We start from the raw sequence: 23,411 nt of genomic DNA, 5'->3' as shown, positions 1-23,411 counted from the left end.
ATGGGAACGACCGTCAGCCTGAATGAGCCGCCCCGGACGTTGGATGTCCTGGGTGTCGGCTTCGGCCCATCCAACCTGGCGTTGGCCATCGCCCTGGCCGAGGGCGGGCCGACCCTCTCCTGCCGGTTCCTGGAACGGCAGGACAGCTTCGTCTGGCACGGCAACATGCTGCTGGACGGTAGTCGCATGCAGATCTCGTTCGTGAAGGACCTGGTCTCCATGCGTGATCCAACCAGCCCCTACAGCTTCCTCAACTATCTGCATGTCCACGGCCGGCTGCAGGATTTCATCAACCTGCGCACCTTCTTTCCCACCCGGCGGGAGTTTAACGACTACCTGGCCTGGGTGGCCGGTCACTTCGCTGACCGCTGCGACTATGGCGAGGAGGTGGTGGCGCTGGAACCGGAGGTGCAGGACGGCCGGGTGCTGCGTTTGCGGGCGCGGTCGCGCGGCCGTGGTGGACGGGAGCGGACCTGGCTGGCGCGCAACGTCGTCATCGGCGTGGGCGCCAGCCCCCGCATCCCTGAAATCTTCACCGGCACCCTGGGCGACGCCCGCGTCATCCATTCCAGCAGCTATCTCGCCAGTGCCGAAACCCTGGCCCGGGCCGGCCGCGTCGCGGTCGTCGGCTTCGGCCAGAGTGCCGCGGAGATTTTCCTGGATCTGCATGCCAGGGGCGTGGCGGTGGACCTGATCGCCCGGGCGCCGGCCATGCGGCCCGCCGACAGCAGCCCATTCGTCAACCAGATCTTCGACCCGGCCTACACCGATTACCACTACGGCCGCAGGGTGGAGGAACGGGAGCGCATCCTGCGCGAATTCCAGAACACGAATTATGCCGTCGTCGACCCCGACCTGATCGAGACGGTCTACGGCGTCCTCTATCAGCAGAAGGTGGACCGGCTGGACCGGCATCGCCTGCTGCCGCGCCATGAGGTGCGCGAGGTGCGGCTGACCAGCGGGCCTGATGGGGTGCTGCTGGACCTGGCGAGCCTGGATGAGGGCGAGCGGCGGATCCGTCGCTACGGCGGCGTGGTGCTGGCGACCGGCTATCGGCGCCAGCAGCATCACCGGCTGCTGGAACCGTTGACCCCCTGGCTGACGGGGGAGGGGGTGCGGCGCGACTATCGCCTGGCCACCACCGACGCCTGCACGACGGGGATTTTTCTTCAAGGCTGCAACGAGCCGACGCACGGCCTCAGCGACACCCTGCTGTCCGTTCTGCCCATCCGGGCGCGCGAGATCACCGCGGCCTTGGCCGCCCCTCATTCCGGCGCGGGGGTGCCGGAGCGCCGAAATGCGGCGCATGCCTTCTGAAATTGGAGATATCGAGACATGAATAAGGTCGGGAATCCGGCGCGTGCTTGGGGACTCATGGGGACCGTGGCGCTGATCGCCCTGCTGCCGGTGATGGCGGCCCAGGCAGCGCCTGATGCGGCGGCGCCGGACGGGGCCGTTACGGACAGCGGCGATACCGCGGCGACGGTGATCGTCACCGCGGACCGGGAAAAGGCCCGGACGGTCACGGCCAAGCTGCCGATGACGCCGCATGAACTGCCGCAGTCGTTGTCCGTCCTGGGGGCGGAACAGTTGCAGGAACAGAAGCTGGTCACCCTGGACGACGCCTTGCGCCAGACGCCGGGTGTGATCGTGGAGCCCATCGACGGCAATCGCGTGAACTTCTATTCACGTGGGTTCGAGATCACCAACCTGCAGTTCGATGGCATCCCCACCACCATGGATGACCGTATCTTCTCCCCGCCCGACCTGGTGGTCTTCGACAAGGTGGAGGTGCTGAAGGGGCCAGCCGGCCTGCTGGCGGGCTTCGGCGGGCCCGGCGGCGCCATCAATCTGGTGCGCAAGGCACCCCTGGCCACCACGGCCGGCTATGCCAGCCTGACCGTCGGCTCGTGGGACAACTACCGCCTGGAAGGGGACTTCAACGCCCCCCTGAACGACAGTGGCACGGTACGTGGCCGCCTGGTCGGCGCGTTTCAGGAGCGCGACACCTTCCAGGACTGGACGCATCAGAAGCGCCTGCTCGGCTATGGCACCGTGGGGGCCGACCTGACGCCGGACACCACGGCCACCGTCGGCGTCTACCGGCAGGAGAACGACTACAAGGGGGCGTGGAACCTGCCGGGCCTGGTCAACGTGGTCGGTGGCAAGTACGCGCTGAGCCTGCTGAACGTGCCGCGCTCCACCTCCCTGGGTGAGAAGTGGAATGAGGATGAGTTCACCACCACCGGCGGATTCGCCAATGTGGAACACCGCTTCGGCGACGGCTGGCACATCAATTTGGGCACCCAGTACCTGGACAACGTGATGGACCGGGTCATGGCCTATGCCTACACGCCGGTGGTCGCAGGCCAGAATACCACCACCCTGTACGCGCAGAAGGTGCGCTACGACCAGTCGCAGGCCGGCACCGACCTGTCCGCCACCGGTCCGTTCAGCCTGTTCGGACAGGTGCACGAGGCCGTGGTTGGCGCCAGCTACGAGCGTACGGAATTCCGCAACCGCTCGGCCAACGGCTACAACCCCAACGGCAGCACCTGGTCCGCCACCGTCACCGTCTACGCCCCGGTGGCCACGGCGGCGGAACCGGTGTTCCCCACCTGGCAGCGCGACAGCAACACCGTCACGGACACCTACAGCACCTATGCCGCCCTGCGGCTGCGCTTGCTGGATCCGCTGCGCCTGATCGCCGGCGTGCGCGCCACCTGGTGGGACACGGCGGTCGATACCGCCTTGCCGGCCAAGACGCCGCGCAGCGCGGCCTCCGTCGACGGCAAGGTCACGCCCAATGCCGGGCTGGTGTACGAGGTGAATCCAGCCCTGGCGCTGTACACCAGCATCACCCAGGTCTTCCAGCCGCAGGCCTATACCGACGCTACCGGCAAGGTGCTGCAGCCGTTGGAGGGTATGCAGTATGAGGTCGGCACCAAGGCGGATTTTCTCGATGGCCGCCTGCACGGCAGCCTGGCCCTGTTCCATGTGGATGAGAAGAACCGGGCGGAGGCGGACCCCCGCTACCCCAACCAGGCGATCTACCTGTCCCAGGGCAAGGCGCAGAGCGAGGGCGTGGAGCTGGACCTGACGGGCGAGGTGCTGCCCGGCTGGACCGTCACCGCCGGCTACGCCTACACCTTCGCGGAAAACCTGGACAGCAGCGTGGCCGACAGCAGCGCCTTCAGCGCCATCGCCCCCAAGCATTCGTTCAAGCTGTGGACCAATTACCGCCTGCCCGAAAGCCTGGACAACCGCTGGACCATCGGCGGCGGCGCCACGGTGCAGTCGGCCATGTCCAATACCTTCCCCACCCTGGGCAACGCGGTGCTGACACAGGGCGGCTACGCCGTGTTCGATGCCCGTGTCGGCTTCGATGTAACGGAGAAGGTCAGCATCGCGGCCAATGTGAAGAACCTGTTCGACCGCACCTACTACCAGCGTGTCGGCACCCCGCAGTCCGGCAACATCTATGGGGAGCCCAGGTCGGTCCTGGTGACCCTGCAGGCCAAGTTGTGACGATACCAACCTCCATGACGACGCCAGCATCCCCACCTGCGTCGTCACGGCGGCCCCGGCCCCCCAGACGGGGGGGCGGGGCCCCGCCGGGCGGCCGCCTGCACGTCCTGGCGCGGGTGCTGGCCGCCATCGTCGGCACCTACGCCCTGGCCTGGGGCTTCGGGGCGCTGGGCGCCGTGGCCGGCACGTGGCTGGGCATGGCCCCGGCAGAGGCCACCACCCTGTTCGCCTTGCTGGCGCTGTCGGCCATGCCTGGCATCGCCCTGTGGGCCCTGGCCGCCGGCCGCGTCATGCGGGTCTGGGCCGTATTGGCGCTGGGGGCCCTGGTCCAGATCGCGCTGGCCTACCTGGTCCGGGGAGCGGGGGCATGAGCAAGGCGCTGCGTGCGGCCCTGCTTTGGCCCCATACCTGGATGGGCGTCACCCTGGGCGGGTTGTTGATCGTTATCTTCTTCATGGGGTCGCTGACCGTCTTCATGCCGGAGATCGACCGCTGGATGATGCCGGCGACCCGGGTGGCGATGCCGGGCGCTCCGGTGTCGGTCGATGCTATCGCCCGCCCCTTGCTGGAACAGCTGACGGCACAGCGCGCCGCCGGTGGCGCCACGGTGCGGGATTGGCTGGTGGAAATGCCGGACGCCCGCACGCCGGTCCTGCAACTGCGCGTCCGCACCAGCGCCGGCGGTGCCGGCATGATGGCGACCGCGGATGGCCGCCGCCTGCCGCCGCCGGGCACCTTGGGCGCCTCGTCCTTCTTCTACCCGTTGCACTACTGCCTGCTGCTGCGGCCGGGCTTCATTGGCTATTGGATCGTGGCGCTGGCGGCGGTGGCGATGATGGCGGGCCTGGTCTCCGGCGTCGTCATCCATGCCCGCATCTTCCAGGACTTCTTCACTTTCCGCCTCCGGGCGCATCCCCAGCGGTCGTTGCTGGATCTGCACAACCTCATGGGTGTGCTCGCCTTGCCCTTCCACCTGATGATCACCTTCAGCGGCATCGTCATCGTCCTGCCCGTGGTCTTTCCCGCCGGGACCACGCTGCTGTACGCCGGCGATATGAACCGCTTCTATGCCGAGGCGGTTGGCAACTACGACCGGCCGGCGGTGGGCGCCGCGGCCCCGTTATTGCCGTTGGATCCGCTGGTGGATCGCGCCCGCCGGCTGTGGGCGGCGGAGACGGGCAGGGATGTGGCGGTGGCCCAGGTGGGCGTTGTCCATCCCGGCGACGCCGGCGCCTATGTCCGCATCACCCGTCTCAACGACGACCGCGTGACCCTGCACAACGATCCGCTGTACTTCGACGGCGTCACCGGCACCCTGTTGGCCCGGGGGCGGCCGGGGCCGGTGGTGGGGGCGCAGCGCTTCATCGCCGGACTGCACGAAGTCCATTTCGACCACTGGACCTTGCGTTGGCTCTATTTCCTGCAGGGACTGGGCGGTTGTGTGCTGATCGCGACCGGCCTGCTGTATTGGCTGGAGAAACGCCGGGTCCGGCATGATGGCCGGGGCTGGCGTGCGGTGGCGGCCACCGCGTGCGCCACCACCACCGGTGTCGTCCTCGCTACCCTTGCCATGATGGTGGCGAACCGCTTATTGCCGGCAGCGCTTCCCAGCCGGGAACTGGCGGAGGTGGCCGTATTCTTCGGGGTTTGGATCGGTACGGCGGCGCATGCGGACCTGCACCTGCGTCGCCATCCGGACCCCCCTTGGCGAGCCCACGCCGGCCTGGTGGGTGGCCTGGCGCTGGTGGCCATGGCAGCCAACTGGATCACGACCGGCGACCATCCCATCCACGCGTGGGCTGAGGGACACGGCGCCGTCCTGGGGGTGGACGGGGCTCTGGCGGTGACGGCCTTGGTGGCCTTCTTCGCCGCATGGCGCTTGGAAGGCGGGCGGGCGAAGGCGCGGCCGGGCGGGGCACGATCTGGCCAAACCCTGGCGATCACGCCAATGGAGGCGAAGAATGGCTGACACGCAGCAATTGGGCGTTTTCCTCCTCGCCACCTCAGGCATGGCGATGACCGCCTTGGGGCTGGACCGCCATTGGCTGGACCTCGTAGGCCGCCGCCGAGCCGTCAGCCACCGGCACGCTTTTCCCCTGCGGTTGGCGGCGGTGGCTTGTTGGGCTGGCGCTTTAATTTTGGCGATAACGAATGACGGTACCGCTATTGGTGTCATCCTCTGGATCACGGCGTTGACCACCGGTGCGTTCGCCGTGGCCCTGTCCTTGACGCTTCTGTCCTTGAGAAAACCGCGCCGCCGACACGCCGCGAAAGAAGTGCGATAATTCAGCTCGGGCCACTCGGGAGGCTCCGGCCGCCTGGTCGAACAATTACGTTTCAAGCTTCGATCTACGTTGCCGTCACCCAGAGTCTCAGTTGCGATGCCGTGGCGCCGTGGATCGGCGGGGGATCAGCGTCGGTGCGGAAACCCTGATCCTGTCGCTCACCTCAGTCGGCTCTTCCGTAAGCAATTCAAGCGCGACCGATGCGATCTGGTCGAAAGGCACCCGCAACGTGGTCAACGGCGTGGGCAGGTGTCCGACGATGGGAATGTCGTTGTAGCCCACGAGGGAGACGTCGCCCGGGACCGTTAAACCCAGCCTGGTAAGCGCCGACAGGGCGCCGATGGCGGTGTTGTCGTTGACCGCGAAAACGGCGGTCGGCTTGGGGTCCAAGCGCATCAAGGCCATGGCCGCTTCGGCGCCGGACTCAATGCCGAACGTTGACTCGACGATATAGGCGGGATCCTGTGCCACGCCGGCCTCGTCAAGCGCCTGCCTATATCCCTGGACGCGGCCGCGTGCGCTTGACGCGTAGGAGGGGCCGGCAATCAGGCCGATATGGCGGTGCCCCAGATCGAGCAGATGCCGGGTCGCGAGGTAGCCACCCAACATGTCATCGCCAACCGAGGACAGGCTGTGGCCGTCCGTGCGCAAAGCCAGGACATGGGGCACGCCGCGCCGCGTCAGATCGCTGGGAAAGTCATCATCCTGGCGGGCCGTGGACAAGACCAGGCCGTCAACCCCCCGGCGCAGCAAGGTCTCCGCCGCCATCCTGTCGGCCTTGGGCCTGTCGTCCGTCGTGGCGACGATGGCGAACCGTCCGGAACGGACGCACGCCTTGGTCAGCGCTTCATAAAGCATCGCCATGGCCGTGTCCGTCAGGCGCGGCACGATCACACCGATGGTCATCGTATTTCCGCGCCGCAGGCTGGCGGCTGAGATATCGCGGATATAGCCGAGGCCGGCCGCGACTTGGCGGACCCGCCTGGCTGTCTCGCTATCCGACTGGGGCAATCGTTCATCCAGGATGCGCGACACGGTGGACTTGGACACCCCCGCCGCCGCCGCCACATCGTGCAATGTCACCCGCCCAGGGCGGCCAACCAGGTCTTCCTTATCCGACAACAGAATCTCCCCACCATCCACGCGACGGGCGCGGTGCGTGCCCCACCTCCCTTTTGTATGCCTCAACATCAGGCTTGACTCCAGTATGCTTTGGATCGATCGTGGGAACGTTCCCGCGATCGATCCCTCACCTGATGATGGAACGTCGCCTGAAACCGATAACTGTGAGGAAACCCATGAACGCGCCCATCTCCCGGCAGGAGAAGTCTGCCTTCCGTACCCCCGTCATGGATTTGCGCGGCCTGAGTCCCGCCCCGGTGACGGCCTTCACCAAGGACGGCAAGGTGGACTACGAGGCCAATGCCGCGCTGGCCAAATGGCTGGTCTCGATTAAGGGTGTGAAAAGTCTGGTTTGCCTGGGGCATGCCGGCGAAGGCACCTTCCTGACCCAGGATGAACAGGTGAAGCTCATCGAAACGCTGGTGGAGGCGGTGGGCGGCCAGGTTCCCATCATCGCCGGCATTACCGGCGAGGGCACGGAAGTGGCCGCCAAGGAAGCGCGCCGCGCCGCCGATGCGGGTGCCATCGGCGCCCTGGTCTACCCTTCCCACGGTTGGCTGCGTTTCGGCTTCCAGGATGGGGCACCGCAGGATCGCTACAAGGCCATCCATGAAGAGTCGGGCCTGCAGTGCATATTGTTCCAATACCCCGATGTCACCAAGGCCAGCTACAACCTGAAAACCCAGCTGGAGATCGCTGCCCAGCCGGGCGTGGTGGCCACCAAGAACGGCGTGCGCAACATGCGCCGCTGGGACACGGAGATCCCGGTGCTGCGCAACGAGTTCCCGGATCTGCAGATCCTGACCTGCCACGACGAATACCTGCTGCACACCATGTTCGACGTGGACGGGGCGCTGGTCGGATACGGCAACGTGGCGCCCGAGTTGTTGGTGGACTTCATCGCCGCCGGGAAGGCCAAGGATTACCCGAAGGCCCGGAAGATCCATGACCAGCTGCTGCCGGTCACCAAGGCTATCTACCATCGCGGATCGCATATGGAGGGCACGGTGGCCCTGAAGATCGCGCTGGTCGCCCGCGGCATCCTCAAAAACGCGACCATCCGCTCCCCTCTTCGCGACCTGTCCGCCGAGGCGGAGGCCGAGATCAAGGCGGCGCTGAAGGCGGCGTCTATCATCTAGTCCCCGTTGCAAGGCGCCCCGGGGTTCCTGGGGTGCCTTGACCACCCGTATAAAGACAATAAGACATGCCGCGCACCGGTGCGCCGGGGCGGGAAGGCGTGCGTCCACTGGGAGGGTCGAATGAATATGATTTCGCGGGACGGCGCGGAGCGACGGAGCGCCACGTCCACGACCGGAGGTGCCGCCCTCATCGCCAGGCTGGAGCGCTTGCCGGTAACCAAGCCGGTCATGTGGGCGCGCGGATGCGTCGGCATGGCGACCTTTTTCGACGGCTACACGACCATCGCCATCGCCTACGCCATGCCCATCCTGTCCAAGGAATGGGCGCTGGCGCCGGCGACCACCGCCGCCATCATCTCATCCGGATATTTCGGCCAGCTGATCGGCGCGGTCATCTTCGGCTGGCTGGCGGAGCGCCTGGGGCGGTTGCCCGTCCTGGCCATGGCCATCGCCATCTTCGCGGCCATGAGCTGCGCCTGCATCTTCGCCTGGGACGCGCATTCCCTCATGCTGTTCCGCTTCCTGCAAGGCATCGGGACCGGTGGCGAAGTTCCGGTGGCCAGCGCCTATGTCAACGAGTTGTCGGGTGCGAAGAAGCGGGGACGTTTCTTCCTGCTGTACGAACTGCTGTTCCTGGTGGGCCTCACGTCCGCCGGTGCGATCGGCCTGGTGCTGGTTCCCGAGGCTGGCTGGAAGGCCATGTTCATCGTGGGGATGGTGCCGGTCGCCCTGGTCATCCCGCTGCGCTTCTTCCTGTCGGAAAGCCCGCGCTGGCTGATCAGCAAGGGGCGGATGGCGCGGGCCGAGGCCATCGTGGCCCGCCTTGAGGCCAGCGCCATCCGCGATGGCAAGGTTCTGCCGGAACCCGTCATTTCCGCGACGGTGACCGCTCCAAAAGCCCAGGGCTCGGTGAGGGAGCTGTTCGGCCCGCTCTACGGCCCGCGCACCCTGCTGCTGTGGGTCATGTGGTTTGGCGCTTACATGATCAACAACGGTTTGATCACGTGGTTGCCGACCCTATACAAGACGGTCTTCAATATGCCGGTCGGGCAGGCCATCGGTTATGGCTTCATTACCACCGGTGCCGCCTTGGTGGCCTCTTTCATCTGCGCCTTGGTCATCGACCGGGTGGGCCGCCGCCGCTGGTATGTCGGCGCCTTGGCCTTCGCCGTTTTCCCGCTGGCGGCCCTCTACCTGGAAGGGGCCAGCAGCGCGCTCGCCGTGTTGTTGCTCGCCACGCCCGCCTTTGCCGCCATCCAGACCGTCACCTATTCCCTCTACCTCTATTCCGGTGAGCTTTATCCGACGCGGCTGCGGTCCTTGGGGGCCGGCCTGGGCAGCGCCTGGCTGCGCGCCGGGTCCATGGCGGGGCCTTGGGTGATCGGCATGATCGTCGCGCAAGGCCCGGTGGCGCCCGTCTTTCTGGTCTTCGCCGCCATGTCAGCCTTCACCGGCCTGGCCGTCTGGCTGCGCGCGCCGGAAACAACCGGGAAGTCCCTGGAAACCCTGTCGCCCTGAACCTCGGGCGACGGCATCCGACGCATTCCAACAATTTCAACGGAACTTCGCGCGAGACGAAGTCCGAACGGGGAGGCTTTATCCATGAAAATGCTGGCGGCACTGGTGGGGTGCATCGTCTTGGGCACGACCTCCAGTCTAGCTGAAACCATACAAGAGAAGCCGGCGGCCACCGCCGAAGAACAACCGGCCCCGACCGCGCAAACCGACCGCGCCCGGGTCATCCCGCAACTTCATATCCTACCGCCTCCGGGAAGCGGGTTCACGCCCCCACCGCCAGACGGCCCGTTCAGGGACGTGGGCCAGGCCCTGGCCGACCGTGGCATTTATCTGCGCGCTTTGCTGGTGGACGAGTTCGCGGCCAACACCACGGGTGGCCAGGGACGGGGCAGCGCCAATTCCCTGGCCACCCCATTCGGTACCGACCTCGACCTTGATAAAATGGTTGGCTGGACGGGGGCGACATTCCACATGTCGATCAATGAATCGATCGGCACATCGCTGGCCGCCGAGCACACTCTGAATGCGGTCAGCTTTCAGACGCGCTTCAAGACCTACCACAACATGCGCCTGTCCGCCCTGTCGCTGGACCAGGATTTGTTTGACGGCAAGATCAATGTCACCGGCGGGCGTGTCTCGGCGCTGACCTTCTTTAACGCCTCGACCATTTACTGCAACTTCCAGAACAACTCCGTTTGCTTCAACCCCGCCGTGCTGCCGATCCAAAACAGGACTCTGTCGTTCTTCCCCTATGGCACATGGGGCGGGCGGGTGAAGGCCACCTTGTCCAAGACCTTCTATGTCCAGGCGGGCGCGTTCGAGGCCAACACTTCCCTCATCCCCACCAACGGGTTCGACTGGTCGATCAAGGATGGCACGGGGGTGCAAACCGCGGGTGAGATGGGCTTCCAGTCCGCCTCACCCCTGGAGGACTATGCCTATCACCTGCGGTTGGGCGGCTTCCGCAATACGTCCCCCGTTTCGGACCCTTTCCTTAACAGTCGCGGCGTGTCGCGCATCGCCTACAAAGGCGCGGCACTGATCCATGATGAAGGCCAAACCGGATGGTACGCCATGGGGGACATGGTCGTGGCCCGCTTCAGCGGGGATCGGCAGCGCAACCTGACGCTGTTCGGCGGCATGATTGGTTCGACCGCGGACTTCACCCAATTCAAGAAGCAGACCCTGCTGGGTTTCGTGTTGACGGGGCCGTTCGAGAGCCGGCCGGACGATACCTTCGGCATCGTCGGCAGCTATATTCAGCTGGGCCCGCGGGAGGTTGATTTCCTGCGGGCCTCGCGTGCCGCGGCCGGGGGCACCGATCCCGTGCACAATGCCGAAAGCATCTTCGAAATCAACTATGGCTACAAGGTCGCACGCGGCATCAAAGTCAGCCCCAACATCCAGTATGTCGTGAACCCTGATAACATCCTGAGGCCCGGCGCACTCCATCAGTCCGAAGACATCCTGGCGTTTGGCGTGCGGTTATCGGTCGAATTGGGCGCCGTGTTGGGCTTCCCCGTCTGGCGGTAAGGTTTCAGAACGTTACCCACCTTTGCCCAAGGGCTCATTTCGGCGCCCTTTCACAGTCCCGTGGGGGAATGTCGGGCGTTACCCATTTCGCCCGCATCCATGACGCACGGCCGTATCGGGGCGCTAGCGCCCCCGCAGGATCGCCGCGAGGTCCAGGTCGAACCGCAAGCCGATGACGAAAGCGTCCGGGGCGTCGTGCAGGCGGGCGGGGTCGCTGAACTGGTCCGGATGGATGACATATTGCAGGTTGGGCTGGATGCGAATGGCGCGGTCCAGTTGCACGCCGTAGCTCAACTCCATCATGATCTGGTCGTCCGCCGGCGTGCCGCGGCCGCCAGCCGCCGCGCGGGCCAAGCTCAGGGCCTCCAGGGCGTCGTGGCTGTACTTTTGCTGGTTCACGACGAAGCCGATGGTATCGTTGTCACGTCCCGTGAAGGTGCCGCGCTGGACCAAGCCCAGTTCCAGGAAATGGTCTTCGATCAGCCGGCCGCTTACGCCCGTCATCGCCACGCCGAACAGGGTCAAGCCCCGCTGCGACGTGTCGTCGGGGCGCAGCACCATTTGTTCGAAACGGAAGAACACGCCCGACCGGCCGTTCAGGGTGGCGTTGGGTTGGCCGCTGGTCACGGCGGCGCGCCCGCTCGCGTCGCGGAGCGGGTCGGTATAATCGGCGCCGTCGTACCAGCCGCCGACTTCGTATTTGCGGGGCAGGCGGTCGTTGTCAAACGTCGTCTGATACCCCAGCGCCATCGGCGCGATGGCGCCCGTGGCGGTGGACGTGCCCCAATCGAAGCCGTGCTCGGTGCTGGACTGGTGGCTGGGGTTCACTTCGTAGGCGCCGACATGCAGATAGACCGTGGGTGTCAGCCAGGCGGTGGCGTGGGCGCCCCAGCTGGATACCGGCCACCAGGTGAAGCTGCTGGTTTTGAAGACGAAGGTGGGGTTGCCGCAGGCGGAGTTGATCTGGAAATTGGCGCAGAGCGATGACCCGAGGAAGCTGATGTTGGCCACCGTGCGCCCCCCTTCCACCACCAGGCGGCCGTCCAGCAGGGACTGTTCCACCGTGAAGCGGGCCAGGCGCGTGTTCTGCGCGCCATAAATCTCCTGCAAAGAGGTGGTGCTGCCCAGATACTGGGCCGCCAGGTTGCTGCCGTGGCGGTTCACCGCGGCGACGTGCAGGGTGCCCCCGCTCCAGTCCATGGCGTTGTTCAGGTTCACGTCCGCGCCCAGCAGAATTTGGCCGGCATAGGCCGCCCCCTGGCGCATGCCGCCGCTGGGGTTGGCCGCCGCCTCGCCCGTGTAGCTGGCCAGCCAGTCGATGGTATCGCCCGTGCCTGGTTCGGCGGCCAGGGCGGCCCCGGACAGCATCATGGCCAGGGCGGCCACTGGAAACGTTTCCACAACGGGGCGCAACAATGGGTTCGGCACCGGACGTGCGACTTCACGCATGGATCATCCCTCCCTGGGGTCTTCTGGTTACGGCCTTGAGGCGGCCATGTTGGTTGGGCGGCCCCGGCCTTCAGACCGGGCGCTTCAGGACGCGCAAGGCGACGGCCGTCACCCCGGCGCCGATGGCCAGCGCCGCGATATAGCCGCCGACATGACTGACGGCGTTGGGGATAGGCAGCACGAACACGCCACCGTGGGGCACCCGCAGTTCCGCGCCGATGGCCATGGAAATGGCGCCCGCCACGGCGGACCCCGCCACCAGGGCGGGGATGACCCGCAGCGGATCGCGGGCGGCGAAGGGAATGGCCCCCTCGGTCACAAAGGCCAGGCCCAGCACCGCCGCGGCGCCGCGCGTCTCCCGCTCCTCCACCGTGAAGCGGTTGGCGAACATTTGGGCGGCCAGGGCCAGACCCAAGGGCGGGGTCATGCCGGCGACCATGGCCGCCGCCATCGGGGTGTAGACCTGGCTGGCGATCAGGCCCGTGGAAAAGGCGTAGGCCGCCTTGTTGATGGGGCCGCCCATGTCGAAGGCCATCATGCCGCCGATCAGGATGCCCAGCAGGATGGCACTGCTGCCCTGCATGCCCTTCAGCCAGGTGGTCATGGCGGCCAGCGCCCCGGCCGCCGGCCCGCCCACGACGTAGATCATCAGCAGGCCGGTCAGCAAGGTGCCCAGCAAGGGCAGGATCAGCACCGGCTTCAGGCCCTCCAGGGTCCGGGGCAGGCGGATATGGCGGTTCAGGAAGGCGGTGCCGTAGCCGGCGATGAACCCGGCCAACATGCCCCCCAGAAAGCCCGCCTGAAGATTGGCCGCCACCATGCCGCCGATCATGCCGGGCGCGATGCCCGGCCGGTCCGCGATGGAATGGGCGATGTAGCCCGCCAGCACGGGCACGATCAGCACGAACGCCCCCTTAGCCCCAACCTGGAACAGGGCGTAGGCCAGCGTGCCCTTGTGGGCGTCGTCATAGGCGTAGATGCCGCCCAGCGCGAAGGCCAGCGCGATCAACAGCCCCCCCGCCACCACGAACGGCAGCATGAAGGAAACACCGGTCATGAGATGCTTATAGGGGCCCGTGCGCCCGCCACGCCCGGCCTTCGCCCCGGTGGCGGCTTGCGGCGAAGCGCCGGCGGCTTGTCCCTCGTCCGGCGCGCCACCCTCCGGCCCTGCCAAGGCGGTCGCTTCCACCAGGGCCCGCTGGATCAGGCCGGCGCCATCGGTGATCGCGGGTTTGGTCGCCGACTGGAACACCCGCTTGCCGGCGAAGCGGCCCAGGTCCACTTGGCGGTCCGCGGCGATGATGACGATGTCGGCGGCGGCGATCTCGTCATCCGTCAGGCCGTCCCGGGCCCCGACCGATCCCTGCGTCTCCACGCGGATGGTGTGCCCCAGTGTCTTGGCGCCCTGCTGCAGGCCCTCGGCCGCCATGAAGGTGTGGGCGATGCCCGTCGGGCAGGAGGTGATGGCCACGATGTGTCGTGGACCGTCGGTTGTCGACAGGGTGGCGGCCTGGTCCCGCTTCATCCGATGCGGCTTGGCTGCTTCCGGTTCAGCCAGGATCAGCGGATCCAAGGCCGCGGCGGGATCGGCCAGGACGGCCTCTATGCTGGTGCCGTGGTGGGGCAGCGCCCCGAAGCGGTCAGCGTCCAGGGTGCCCGTTCCCACCAGGAGAACGGCGTGCGCCTCCTGGATCCGCGCCGGTTCCAACGCGCCCAGGACGCCCTGTCCGGTGCGCACCTCCACGGCGATGGTGTGGCCCCCGCTGGTGGCGGCCTTGCGCAGGGCCTCCGCCGCCAGCAGGGCGTGGATGGTCATTTCGCCGGCGTCGATCACAGCCAACAGTGCGGACATGGTTCCTCCCCGGGGGCGGGTGTACGGCCCGCCCGCCCTTCATTCTTCAGTGCGGCGCATGCGTCGCGGTGGTTGATGCCCAATCGTCGGCGGGTGTCAGCGTGACCTGGCCGGCCAGGGCCCGGACGATCTCCACCCCCGGAAGGTGGGGGCCGGGGCGGCCCAACTTGGCCACGGCGAACCCGGTCGCCAAGCGGGCGATCGCCTCCAGTTCCAGGCCGGCATGCAGACCAGCCGCCAGCCCGGCCACCATGGCATCACCGGCGCCCACGGTGCTGCTGCCCCGCACCTCGGGGGCCTGGGCGTGCAGGGCGGTGCCGGCGTCCACGAACAGGGCGCCGCCGGTGCCCAACGACACCACCACCAGGCGGATGCCATGCCCTTGCAGGTGCCGCGCCGCCGCCAGCAAGTCGGGTGGCGCCAAGGGCTGGCCGGCCCAGCCCTCCAACTCATGTCGGTTGGGCTTCACGCAGTGGGGCAGGACGTCGGCGGCCAGGGCCCGCGCCAGCGGCTCCCCGCTGCTGTCCAGCACCACGCGGGCGCCGGTATGGGCCAGGCCGGCCACCATGTGGGCATAGGTGTCGGGGGGCAATCCATCGGGCAGGCTGCCGGCCAGTACCACCAAGGTGCCGGGGCCGACGGATTCCTCCAGATAGGCCTGGATCCGCTCCACCGTTTCCGGGACTGCCACCAGGCCTGGCAGGTTGATGTCCGTGGTGCCGCCGTCCTGGCGATCCAGCAGTTTGATGTTGGTGCGGGTTTCGCCGGGCACGCGCAAGAAGCGGTCGAGGATGCCCTTGGTGGCGAACAGAGCCTCGAACGGGGCGGTGTTGTCGATGCCCAGCAGGCCGGTGGCGGCGACATGCAGGCCCCAGTCGGCCAGGCAGGAGGCCACGTTCACGCCCTTGCCGCCGGCATTGTGGCGCACGGCCACGGCCCGATGCACCTGGCCTGGTCGCAAGCCATCCAGGGTGACGGTCTCATCGATGGCCGGGTTCAGGGTGACGGTGTGCAGATCGATGCTCATGCCATGTCCCCTTCCAGCGCCCGCACGTCCTCTGCGGCCTCGCAGGCCACGGCCCGGGCCGCCAGCGCGCGCAGCGCCGTCAACGCGCTATCGCGCAGGCGCGCCTTCACCGCCGGCACTTCACGCGGGGTCATCGACAGTTCGTGCACGCCCAGGCCGGTCAGCAAGGCGGCGCCGAAGGGGTCGCCGGCGATGCCGCCGCAGACGCCGACCCAGCGGTCATGCTTGGCCGCCCCCGCCACCGTGGCCTGAATCAGGCGCAGCACGGCGGGATGCAGGCTGTCCGCCTCGGCGGCCAACTGCGGGTTCTGGCGATCGATGGCCAGGGTGTACTGGGTCAGATCGTTGGTGCCGACGGAAAAGAAGTCGGCATGGCGGGCCAGGCTTTCGGCCTGAAGGGCCGCGGCGGGCACCTCGATCATGATGCCCAGCGGCACCGCCGGCGCCTCGACCTCGGCCCGGATGCGCTCGCTGACCGTGCGCAGGGCGATGATCTCGGCCGCCGTGGTGATCATGGGGAACATGATGGACAGGCTGGCGCCCGCGCGCGCCGCGCGGTACAGGGCGCGCAACTGCGGCTCCAGCAGATCGGGCCGGCGCAGCAGCAGCCGGGCCCCGCGCACGCCCAGGAAGGGGTTTTCCTCATGCGGCAGGTTCAGATGGGCCACCTGCTTGTCGCCGCCGATATCCAGGGCGCGGACGATCAGCGGCCGGTTGCCCAGGGCCTCGGCCATGGCGCGATAGATGTCGAACTGTTCGTCCTCGCTGGGGGTTTCGCCCCTTTCCAGGAACAGGAACTCGGTGCGCATCAGGCCGACGCCCTCCGCTCCCTGCGACAGGGCGAAGGCCGCCTGGTCGGGCAGGTTGATGTTCGCCCCGATGGACACGGTGTGGCCGTCGCGGGTGCGCGCGGGCAGGGCGCGGGCCTCCGCTTCACGGGCGCGAGCCTCCGCCTTGACCGCCAGCCATTGCCGGGCGGACGCCAGGTGGGCGTCGCTCGGTTCCAAGTACAATTGTCCCGACTGGCCATCCAGGATGGCGCTGGTGCCGTCCGCCAGTTCCAGCAGGGCGCCCCCGCCGCCCACCAGGGCCGGCAGACCCAGTGTGCGGGCCAGGATGGCGGTGTGTGAGGTGGGGCCGCCCGAAGCCGTGGCCAGGCCCACCACGCGGGCCGGGTCCAGGCCGGCCGTGTCCGACGGGGACAGGTCCGATGCCACCAGGATGCAGGGTGTGTCGGGCAGGTCGAGCAGCGAGTTGGCGCGCAAGGAGGGGTCGATATGCCCCAGCACCCGGCGGCCCACGTCGCGCAGATCGGCGGCACGGGCGGCCAGGACGGGATTGCCCAGCGCGGCCAACCGGCCGGCCATGCGATCCACCGTCTGGTTCCAGGCCCAGGCCACGCCATGACCCTCCACCATCATCTGGCAGGCCAGGGTGATCAGGTCGGTGTCGTTCAACAACTCCGCCTGGGCCTTGAAGATGGCGGCATCGGTCGCGCCCAGCCGGCGGGCGGTGTCGTCGGCCAGTGCCTTGAGTTGTTGGCGCGTGCGGCTCAACGCCTCTTGCAGCAGGCTGCCCCCCTCCGCCAGGGCGACGGGATTGTCCGGCACCACCGGGTCCGCCGCCTTCAGCACATGCAGGGGGCCGATCGCCAATCCCGGCGCCGCCGGCACGCCGCCGATGGTAGTGAGCGGCGCCGGGGGCGTCCAGCCGGTGCGGGGCGTCTGGCGGGCGCGGCTGGCCGCCAGGGCCGCATCCATCTTTTCCTGGGCGCTCAGGCCGGTCATGGCCTGGCGCATGGCCACCAGCGCCCCTGCGGCATCGCCGCCGGCGGTGGACACCACCACCGTGTCGCCGGCGCGCAGGCCCAGTTGCAGCAGGGCGATCAGGTTCTTGGCGTCCGCCGCCTGGTCTCCGTGGCGGACCCGGACCTGGGCGGCGAAGCGGCGGGCGGTATCCACCCAGTGGGCGGCCGGCCGGGCGTGCAGGCCGCTGGGATAATCCACCGTCCAGTCGAAACCGGGCCCCAGGTCACCCACCGGCACGCCGGCCGCGTTTTCGTCCGCGCGCCCGGCCGGGGGCGTTTCGTGACCCAGGGCGGCCGCGATCTCGCCGGCGTCGGTGGTCACCAACAGACGGTCCAACCGGTCGCCGTCCTGGATCAGGCGGGTCAGGCGGCGCAGGATAGTGATGTGCGCGTCGGACTGGGCGGCAATGGCGACCACCAGGCGCGCGCGTTGGCCGGCATTCCACTCCACGCCGTCAGGAACCTGCAGGATGGCCAGGCCGTTGCGGCGGACCAGGTGGCGATCCTCGCCCAGGCCGTGGGGAATGGCGACGCCCTGGCCCAGGAAGGTGTTGGCCACCTCTTCCCGGCGGACCATGCTTTGTTCGTAGGCGGGATCGACGCACCCGGCGGCGACCAGCATCTGCGCGGCCTCGCCAATGGCGTCACGCTTTCCAGCCGGACGCGCGCCGAGGCGGATCAGCTCGCGGGGCAGCAGGTCGCTCTCAACGGCGAAGGGCATTCTCGGAACCTCCCGATTTCGTTCTTGCGCTTAGTGGTAACGTTTCCACAAAAATTGTCAAAGGGAATCCCTAGGGTAGGTCTGAACGGAGGTGCCGTATTCCCTTTGATCGCGTGTTGGAAGGCTTTAGACTAAGGCAAAATAACTGGAAACGATTGCGAACATGACGGTCAACATCAAGGACGTCGCCCGGGTTGCCGGTGTCTCGGTTTCCACCGTGTCCCGTGCCTTGGGGGAGGGGCCGGTCAGCGCTGAGGTGCGGGAACAGGTGCAGGCGGCGGTGCGCGCCACGGGTTATAAGCCCAACCTGTCGGCGCGGCGGCTGCGCTCGCAACGCACCCAGACCATCGGCTTGATCGTCGCCGACATCCGCAACCCCTTCTTCACCGCCGTCGGCCGGGCGGTGGAGGACGCGGCCTACCGCGCCGGCATGCGGGTCATCCTGTGCAACACCGATGAGGACCCCGCGCGCGAGGCGCTCTACCTGACCCTGATGCAGGAGGAACGGGTGACGGGGCTGATTTTCGCGCCGACCCGCGCCACCGTCGATCGGTTGCAGGCCGATGCCCTGGATTTCCCCATAGTGCTGATCGACCGCGCCGGGCCAGGTGGTCAGTTTGACACCGTGTTGTTGGACAATCGCGAGGCCAGCGCCACCCTGGTCGATCATCTGGTGTCCCGGGGATACAACCGCATCGGTGGCCTGTTCGGCGCCACCAGCACCACCGGTGTCGAACGGCGCGACGGTTACCTGACGGCCATGACCGCCCGGGGCTTGACGGGGGAGGCGCGCTTCGTGCCGCCGTCGGTGGAGGCCGCCGAAAACGCCGCCGCCGCTTGGCTGTGCCAACCCGACCGGCCCCAGGCCCTGCTGGTCAGCAATGGGCTGTTTCTCACCGGCGTGGTGAAGGCGGCCCGCACCCTGGGGCTGCGCATCCCCCAGGACATCGCTGTGGCGGGTTTCGACAACGAACCCTGGACGGAACTGGTTGAACCGGGCCTGACGGTCATCGAGCAACCGGTCGAAACCATAGGCCGCGAAGCCATGGCCTTGTTGTTCCAGCGCCTGAAGACCCCGGACGCTCCGACGCGCAAAGTGGTGCTGTCCGGCCGTTGCATCGCCCGGGGCTCGACGGCTGCCCTGCCGCGCGCGTGATGGAGGCCGCCGGCCCAATAACCGCCAACGCGTCCACTCCGCCCTCGGATACATCACCCCGGATCAGGCCGAGAAAAAGGCCGTATGACACGGTGTCCACTTAATTCGGGGGAGGCTCACTTCAGGAAGTAGGTCTGGCGCCGCAATGTCGTGTAGGGAATGCGGGGCAATTCGAGGCCTCGTCCGTGTGCCACAGCCGTGTGCCACAACGCTTTTTGGCGATCCTGGAATTGCTGAGCAACATCAACGGCTTGTGAGCCGGATGGCGTCCCCTAGGGGATTCGAACCCCTGTTACCGCCGTGAGAGGGCGGATTCAGTCGTTATAGTGACAACAAAAACGGCTGTTCTCCTGGAGATATGCGTCGACTGGTGTCACTGATTGGTGGTGGATGTCGATGGAAACTGTCCCGCAAATGTCCCGCAGAAAATCCGGTGATCTGCCGCGAAAAGCACATCTGCGCCTTCTGTGTCTAGGGACGCATACGTCGAATCGGAGGCGCCGTCAGCTTTGCTCCGTTGCGCCTCCCCGCGACGCTGCGGAGGTGAAAAACAGCTGTTTTCCGTTAACCCGAATTTGGCGCGATACCATGGAGGCGTCCTGGACGGGGTGGGGGATATAATCGCATAAGTGGTGTGAAAACGCCTGTTTATCTCCGGCGATTTTTCTCAGTTACGGGGGGAGAGCGATTCAAAGGCGGGAAAATCCAAGGCTGATTGTGCCGCGGGCCCTAAAGTTGCTTACAACCAGAATGCTGTATTCATCTGGAGGTACGTGGGGGCTGTCCGATGCCGCTCGTCGGCACACCGGGTAGATCGGGTCCCCAGGGATGTGACTGCAAGGATTGATCCGTTTCCACCGACCGCGCCGATCCAGCGCGGATGAAATCCACCATGAGATGGAATTGTGCAGGATGAAGCCGATCAGCGAGGAGGGGGGGAAGGCGCGCCGAACTGCCAATGCCCCAACACGAGGCTGGCCAGGGGCAGAGGGATGGGTGTCAGGATGACCAGCGGCAAGCTGAAGTCGCCTAATGTCCCACCAACAGGATGTAGATGCCCAGGTTGGCCGCGCCGAAGGCCGTCCGCTTCTCCCGGAAGTTGAGGGTGACTGTCGCCCACTCGATCTCATGGCAGGGTGGGCTTGGATTCGTCGGTCGGCTGGCCGTGAAAGGGGACGGTGGGCGGGGGAAGCGGACTCCAGTTGGCGGCGGTGATGGCCTCGTCCACGACGAAGATGCTATAATGAACGCCCTGGCCAGTTCCGCCGTGACCATGTCCGCGTAAAAGCTGCTTGGGCCATTTCCACCTCACCGACCTTGGCGCGGATTACCTTCTGATCCTTCGTCATCGTGGCTTCCAACAGAGGCCGCCGGTGCTGGGGTTAGCCCTGGCGCGAACCGGAAAGCCTAAGACAGCCAGTGAGGCGGAGGCGGGGCGGCCGGGTGTAGGGTGGGTCTTCCGGCTCCGCGCCACGTCAACGAATTCTGCGGCCACCCAACGCTTTTAGGGCGCCAACGTCATGATGCGCAATTAATGACGGTATGGATATGGCTAGAAAATATAATCCTATTAAGAAGAATGGAATTACTAATATGGGGGGGGGGGGGGGGGGGGGGGGGGGGGGGGGGGGGGGGGGGGGGGGGGGGGGGGGGGGGGGGGGGGTTCGCAACCNNCGTTTTTTTATTGGTTTTAAAATAAAAACAAATTAAAAAAAATTAAATTATTAATAACCCCCCCCCCCCCCCCCCCCCCCCAGAAGGAGGATAGTGTGAGTGATGATTCCCGGGTCATGATAGTATATTTCTCCGGACGGCGTCTTTATACCGAAAACGAATTTCTTAAACCAGAACGTTGAGTAATAAATAGTCGTCTCTCCGTCTGCATCCACGTCAAGAAAGTCATTTATTCCGGATGGAACAATGACTTTCTGCAAAATCTCATCGCCAATGCGGATTGTCGTATAATTATGAGAAACACTATTGAAGTGCGCGTTGCCAAGAAGGCGTAGTTTTCCGGTGGCCTTTTTCATAACTAATCCGAAAGCTGGGGGTCGTGCCGGGCAGTGAGTTGACTGGCAAAGGCCAATGCCTGAGGCCCTTCAGGAACAGGCCTCGTCGCTGGCCGGGAAGAAGGCCAATGAAAGCGCACAAATGAAGGTGCAGCCTGGGGCTCGGTGGGATGGGAGGGCGGGCATTGATCGGACCTGACAGGAGGGGGCAGACGTAAGTTGGTTCTGGCTGAAGGAACCTGAGGAATAAGCGCCCCAGGTCGACCCTCAGGCGGACTTAAGATATATATTATGGCGTTGGCATTTGCAACCGCGTGTCTTTCGCGCATGGCGGAAGACATCAGGATTCAGTTCGGGCGGCTGTTACGGCAGCAGCGGAGGGCCAAGGGCCTGACGCAGGAGGAGCTTGCCGGGCGGGCAGGTATGGCTGTGCCCTACCTGTCTGATTTGGAGAGGGGCAAATGGAACCCAAGCCTTGCGATGATCGTGGACTTGGCCCGCGGGCTGGGCGTCGAGGCGTGGGAAGTGTTATGTGGGCTGGTAATTGACCGCGGCGGCGCCGGGGGTGGCGGAAACGACGACGGCGATGGGCCGGAGCTTCCCGAAAGGAAGCGTGGCGGGGTGTGAATGCACGCGGCGTTGCGTTGGGAGTATTGCCTTTTCCGCTGCTAGCAAGGAATAATCATTTCCGTACAAGCTATCCCTGTCACTGTTATAGTCATTCAACGTTCGGGCTTAGGGATTGATCAATTAGAGCGCTTATCATTTTGATGAATAATGATTTTTCTGCTTCGCTCGTAATCATTGTTCTTGCCATTCCTATTATGAAGATTAACCTGCCGACTGCGACCTCTGTCGAGACATTTTCCGAAATATGCCCCATATTTTTACCGTCCGTCAAAATTAACTCGATCCTGCTTCGGAGATTTTGGTCTGAACGTTTAAATGCCTCTTCAATTCTGGGTGATCTTAGTGCTTTCATTCTTATCTCGTTGTAAATAATCCCGTAAATTGGATTCCTATTCACAATAGAGATTATTTTTTCTCTTATATATTCCTTTGTATTACAATTTGCGCACCTCTCATCAAAGCGCTTGCCTAAGTTTTCTATGCACCCCTCGAATAAAACAAGTATAATTTTTTCTTTATTGGGGAATATTTTATATATCAAATTTGGATTTATTCCAGTATCTCGGTTGATATCCCGTATTCTTACATTAAATAGTCCTTTATCGGCGATGACCCGGATGATTGATGAATATATATTATCAATATAGATTTCTCTTTGATTCTGGTTCATTTTTGTCCTTCCATCATCATAATAGAGTTATAGCAATACCATTTTTCGTGGTCGCCCTCGTTTTCGAAGTGAGCGCGGAGATGGTGGGGGGCCTGTAATCGCTATTGGTGATGATATTTCATTTTCTTTTTCCTTTATCCATCGTTCTATTTCCATGACGGAGTAAAGGCGACGACGGCCTATCTTGATTGATCTGAGATCTAGTCCAGGAAGTAGTGATCGATGAATCCCCAATAATTCTGAGGTTTGTTGCACTGACAGGAGCTTTAGGCGCGAAAGTTCAGGATTCATGACCCACCCACCCTACGGACCGGTTCCACCCGGTTCATCGACCCGAGCCCCCACCAAATGAGCGGCGCGGCCGCTGCGACAAGTGGTAAAATGAGGATCTCGACCCTCCGATCCGCGGAATGCGGACACTGGTGGTGATGGTGGACGGGGTCGCTATGATGGACAGGCGTACCTATGCCCAGCTGATGGAGCGGGCCGCCGAAGCGCCGGCCAAGGTGGTTTTGGTCGGCGACGATCGTCAGGCGCGGCGGCATCTTCAGCGATGTCAGCGCCCGGCACGATAGAGGCAGCGCCGTCGGTCCCGTCGACATCAGCAGGCCATTTACACCAGCGGCAGTTCATGCCCCGCCATCGTTGATGGTCCGCTGGCCTCGCTATCGCCGGGCGGCGCTGCAGCCTCGATCGGGGGCGAAGCCAAGCTGTAAATCGGCGCCCTCCGGTGAACCCACCGACTTCAATAGAATCAAATCGATACCGTGCCGATCGGCGTCCAAACTGCGCGCCGATTAACACCCATGGCCTGGACCAGATCATCCACCGCGCGGGTGGAGACGCCCTGGATGTAGGCCTCCTGGATCACGGCCGTCAGCGCCTTCTCCGCCATGCGGCGGGGCTCCAGGAAACCGGGGAAGTAGCTGCCCTTCCTCAGCTTGGGGATGCGCAATTCCACCGTG

Annotated in this window: 17 protein-coding genes and 1 pseudogene; 11 read left to right on the top strand and 7 right to left on the bottom strand. The window is 65.3% G+C overall.

Features of this window, described 5'->3' with window-relative positions:
- The 5 genes from FBZ89_RS28440 to FBZ89_RS28420 are packed head-to-tail and all read left to right on the top strand — an operon-like array spanning nucleotide 1 to nucleotide 5,813.
- Nucleotides 1-1,317 carry a lysine N(6)-hydroxylase/L-ornithine N(5)-oxygenase family protein gene (locus FBZ89_RS28440; protein ID WP_145754255.1) on the top strand — a complete coding sequence of 439 codons (1,317 nt, stop codon included), beginning with the start codon at nucleotides 1-3 and terminating at the stop codon, nucleotides 1,315-1,317.
- Nucleotides 1,318-1,335: 18 nt separating this feature from the next.
- Nucleotides 1,336-3,528, top strand: coding sequence for a TonB-dependent siderophore receptor (locus tag FBZ89_RS28435; RefSeq protein WP_145754253.1), 2,193 nt, complete (start codon nucleotides 1,336-1,338; stop codon nucleotides 3,526-3,528).
- 14 nt (nucleotides 3,529-3,542) lie between these two features.
- Nucleotides 3,543-3,899 (top strand): hypothetical protein, encoded by a 357-nt coding sequence (locus tag FBZ89_RS28430; RefSeq protein WP_211115393.1) that lies wholly within the window; start codon nucleotides 3,543-3,545, stop codon nucleotides 3,897-3,899.
- Nucleotides 3,896-5,497, top strand: a complete 1,602-nt coding sequence (locus tag FBZ89_RS28425) for a PepSY-associated TM helix domain-containing protein (RefSeq protein ID WP_145754251.1) — start codon at nucleotides 3,896-3,898, stop codon at nucleotides 5,495-5,497. Before FBZ89_RS28430 ends, FBZ89_RS28425 begins: the two co-directional genes overlap by 4 nt.
- A complete protein-coding gene (locus tag FBZ89_RS28420; protein WP_145754250.1) occupies nucleotides 5,490-5,813 on the top strand; it encodes a DUF3325 domain-containing protein in 324 nt (107 codons plus the stop codon). The genes FBZ89_RS28425 and FBZ89_RS28420 overlap by 8 nt, the downstream gene beginning before the upstream one ends.
- An 87-nt stretch (nucleotides 5,814-5,900) precedes the next feature.
- Here FBZ89_RS28420 and FBZ89_RS28415 read toward each other — a convergent pair whose 3' ends face one another.
- Nucleotides 5,901-6,935 carry a LacI family DNA-binding transcriptional regulator gene (locus FBZ89_RS28415; protein ID WP_246172846.1) on the bottom strand — a complete coding sequence of 345 codons (1,035 nt, stop codon included), beginning with the start codon at nucleotides 6,933-6,935 and terminating at the stop codon, nucleotides 5,901-5,903.
- A gap of 176 nt (nucleotides 6,936-7,111) precedes the next feature.
- Here FBZ89_RS28415 and FBZ89_RS28410 point away from each other — a divergent pair, with 176 nt between their 5' ends.
- From FBZ89_RS28410 to FBZ89_RS28400, 3 genes are all read left to right on the top strand, one after another.
- Entirely contained in the window at nucleotides 7,112-8,074 is a 963-nt protein-coding gene (locus FBZ89_RS28410) for a dihydrodipicolinate synthase family protein (protein WP_211115392.1), read from the top strand.
- Between the two features lie 252 nt (nucleotides 8,075-8,326).
- Nucleotides 8,327-9,592, top strand: coding sequence for an MFS transporter (locus tag FBZ89_RS28405; RefSeq protein ID WP_246172844.1), 1,266 nt, complete (start codon nucleotides 8,327-8,329; stop codon nucleotides 9,590-9,592).
- Between the two features lie 84 nt (nucleotides 9,593-9,676).
- On the top strand, nucleotides 9,677-11,125 hold the full coding sequence (locus FBZ89_RS28400) for a carbohydrate porin (RefSeq protein WP_145754246.1): 1,449 nt from the start codon (nucleotides 9,677-9,679) through the stop codon (nucleotides 11,123-11,125).
- Between the two features lie 123 nt (nucleotides 11,126-11,248).
- On the opposite strand, the gene FBZ89_RS28395 is transcribed toward FBZ89_RS28400, so the two are convergent.
- The 4 genes from FBZ89_RS28395 to ptsP form a co-directional block, all read right to left on the bottom strand.
- A complete protein-coding gene (locus FBZ89_RS28395; RefSeq protein ID WP_186457636.1) occupies nucleotides 11,249-12,574 on the bottom strand; it encodes a carbohydrate porin in 1,326 nt (441 codons plus the stop codon).
- 70 nt (nucleotides 12,575-12,644) lie between these two features.
- Nucleotides 12,645-14,426 (bottom strand): fructose-specific PTS transporter subunit EIIC, encoded by a 1,782-nt coding sequence (locus FBZ89_RS28390; protein WP_145754245.1) that lies wholly within the window; start codon nucleotides 14,424-14,426, stop codon nucleotides 12,645-12,647.
- 46 nt (nucleotides 14,427-14,472) lie between these two features.
- A complete protein-coding gene (gene pfkB / locus FBZ89_RS28385) occupies nucleotides 14,473-15,453 on the bottom strand; it encodes a 1-phosphofructokinase (protein WP_145754243.1) in 981 nt (326 codons plus the stop codon).
- Nucleotides 15,450-17,981 (bottom strand): phosphoenolpyruvate--protein phosphotransferase, encoded by a 2,532-nt coding sequence (gene ptsP / locus FBZ89_RS28380; RefSeq protein WP_145754241.1) that lies wholly within the window; start codon nucleotides 17,979-17,981, stop codon nucleotides 15,450-15,452. The genes pfkB and ptsP overlap by 4 nt, the downstream gene beginning before the upstream one ends.
- 163 nt (nucleotides 17,982-18,144) lie before the next feature.
- Here ptsP and FBZ89_RS28375 point away from each other — a divergent pair, with 163 nt between their 5' ends.
- A complete protein-coding gene (locus tag FBZ89_RS28375; protein WP_145754239.1) occupies nucleotides 18,145-19,137 on the top strand; it encodes a LacI family DNA-binding transcriptional regulator in 993 nt (330 codons plus the stop codon).
- 2,300 nt (nucleotides 19,138-21,437) lie between these two features.
- Nucleotides 21,438-21,773: a helix-turn-helix domain-containing protein gene (locus tag FBZ89_RS28370; protein WP_145754238.1), complete on the top strand. Its 336-nt coding sequence runs from the start codon at nucleotides 21,438-21,440 to the stop codon at nucleotides 21,771-21,773.
- A gap of 91 nt (nucleotides 21,774-21,864) precedes the next feature.
- Here the strand turns inward: FBZ89_RS28370 and FBZ89_RS28365 are convergent, their stop codons facing one another.
- Nucleotides 21,865-22,446, bottom strand: coding sequence for a TetR/AcrR family transcriptional regulator (locus FBZ89_RS28365; RefSeq protein WP_145754236.1), 582 nt, complete (start codon nucleotides 22,444-22,446; stop codon nucleotides 21,865-21,867).
- 410 nt (nucleotides 22,447-22,856) lie between these two features.
- Here FBZ89_RS28365 and FBZ89_RS32100 point away from each other — a divergent pair, with 410 nt between their 5' ends.
- Entirely contained in the window at nucleotides 22,857-23,021 is a 165-nt protein-coding gene (locus FBZ89_RS32100) for an AAA family ATPase (RefSeq protein ID WP_145754235.1), read from the top strand.
- A 227-nt stretch (nucleotides 23,022-23,248) separates the two neighbouring features.
- Here the strand turns inward: FBZ89_RS32100 and FBZ89_RS28355 are convergent.
- Nucleotides 23,249-23,411: pseudogene (locus tag FBZ89_RS28355) on the bottom strand (transposase); the annotation flags it as partial.

The organism is Nitrospirillum amazonense (assembly GCF_007828045.1).
Lineage (GTDB): Bacteria > Pseudomonadota > Alphaproteobacteria > Azospirillales > Azospirillaceae > Nitrospirillum > Nitrospirillum amazonense_C.
The sequence above is the reverse complement of the archived record's forward strand: the minus strand, read 5'-3'. Positions and strand labels throughout refer to the sequence as shown.

What these genes read in the sequence shown, in the direction of transcription:
- FBZ89_RS28440 (WP_145754255.1), top strand. Translation starts at nt 1, where the DNA reads ATGGGAACGACCGTCAGCCTGAATGAGCCGCCCCGGACGTTGGATGTC.
- FBZ89_RS28435 (WP_145754253.1), top strand. Translation starts at nt 1,336, where the DNA reads ATGAATAAGGTCGGGAATCCGGCGCGTGCTTGGGGACTCATGGGGACC.
- FBZ89_RS28430 (WP_211115393.1), top strand. Translation starts at nt 3,543, where the DNA reads ATGACGACGCCAGCATCCCCACCTGCGTCGTCACGGCGGCCCCGGCCC.
- FBZ89_RS28425 (WP_145754251.1), top strand. Translation starts at nt 3,896, where the DNA reads ATGAGCAAGGCGCTGCGTGCGGCCCTGCTTTGGCCCCATACCTGGATG.
- FBZ89_RS28420 (WP_145754250.1), top strand. Translation starts at nt 5,490, where the DNA reads ATGGCTGACACGCAGCAATTGGGCGTTTTCCTCCTCGCCACCTCAGGC.
- FBZ89_RS28410 (WP_211115392.1), top strand. Translation starts at nt 7,112, where the DNA reads ATGAACGCGCCCATCTCCCGGCAGGAGAAGTCTGCCTTCCGTACCCCC.
- FBZ89_RS28405 (WP_246172844.1), top strand. Translation starts at nt 8,327, where the DNA reads ATGGCGACCTTTTTCGACGGCTACACGACCATCGCCATCGCCTACGCC.
- FBZ89_RS28400 (WP_145754246.1), top strand. Translation starts at nt 9,677, where the DNA reads ATGAAAATGCTGGCGGCACTGGTGGGGTGCATCGTCTTGGGCACGACC.
- FBZ89_RS28395 (WP_186457636.1), bottom strand. Translation starts at nt 12,574, where the DNA reads ATGCGTGAAGTCGCACGTCCGGTGCCGAACCCATTGTTGCGCCCCGTT.
- FBZ89_RS28390 (WP_145754245.1), bottom strand. Translation starts at nt 14,426, where the DNA reads ATGTCCGCACTGTTGGCTGTGATCGACGCCGGCGAAATGACCATCCAC.
- pfkB (WP_145754243.1), bottom strand. Translation starts at nt 15,453, where the DNA reads ATGAGCATCGATCTGCACACCGTCACCCTGAACCCGGCCATCGATGAG.
- ptsP (WP_145754241.1), bottom strand. Translation starts at nt 17,981, where the DNA reads ATGCCCTTCGCCGTTGAGAGCGACCTGCTGCCCCGCGAGCTGATCCGC.
- FBZ89_RS28375 (WP_145754239.1), top strand. Translation starts at nt 18,145, where the DNA reads ATGACGGTCAACATCAAGGACGTCGCCCGGGTTGCCGGTGTCTCGGTT.
- FBZ89_RS28370 (WP_145754238.1), top strand. Translation starts at nt 21,438, where the DNA reads ATGGCGTTGGCATTTGCAACCGCGTGTCTTTCGCGCATGGCGGAAGAC.
- FBZ89_RS28365 (WP_145754236.1), bottom strand. Translation starts at nt 22,446, where the DNA reads ATGAACCAGAATCAAAGAGAAATCTATATTGATAATATATATTCATCA.
- FBZ89_RS32100 (WP_145754235.1), top strand. Translation starts at nt 22,857, where the DNA reads ATGCGGACACTGGTGGTGATGGTGGACGGGGTCGCTATGATGGACAGG.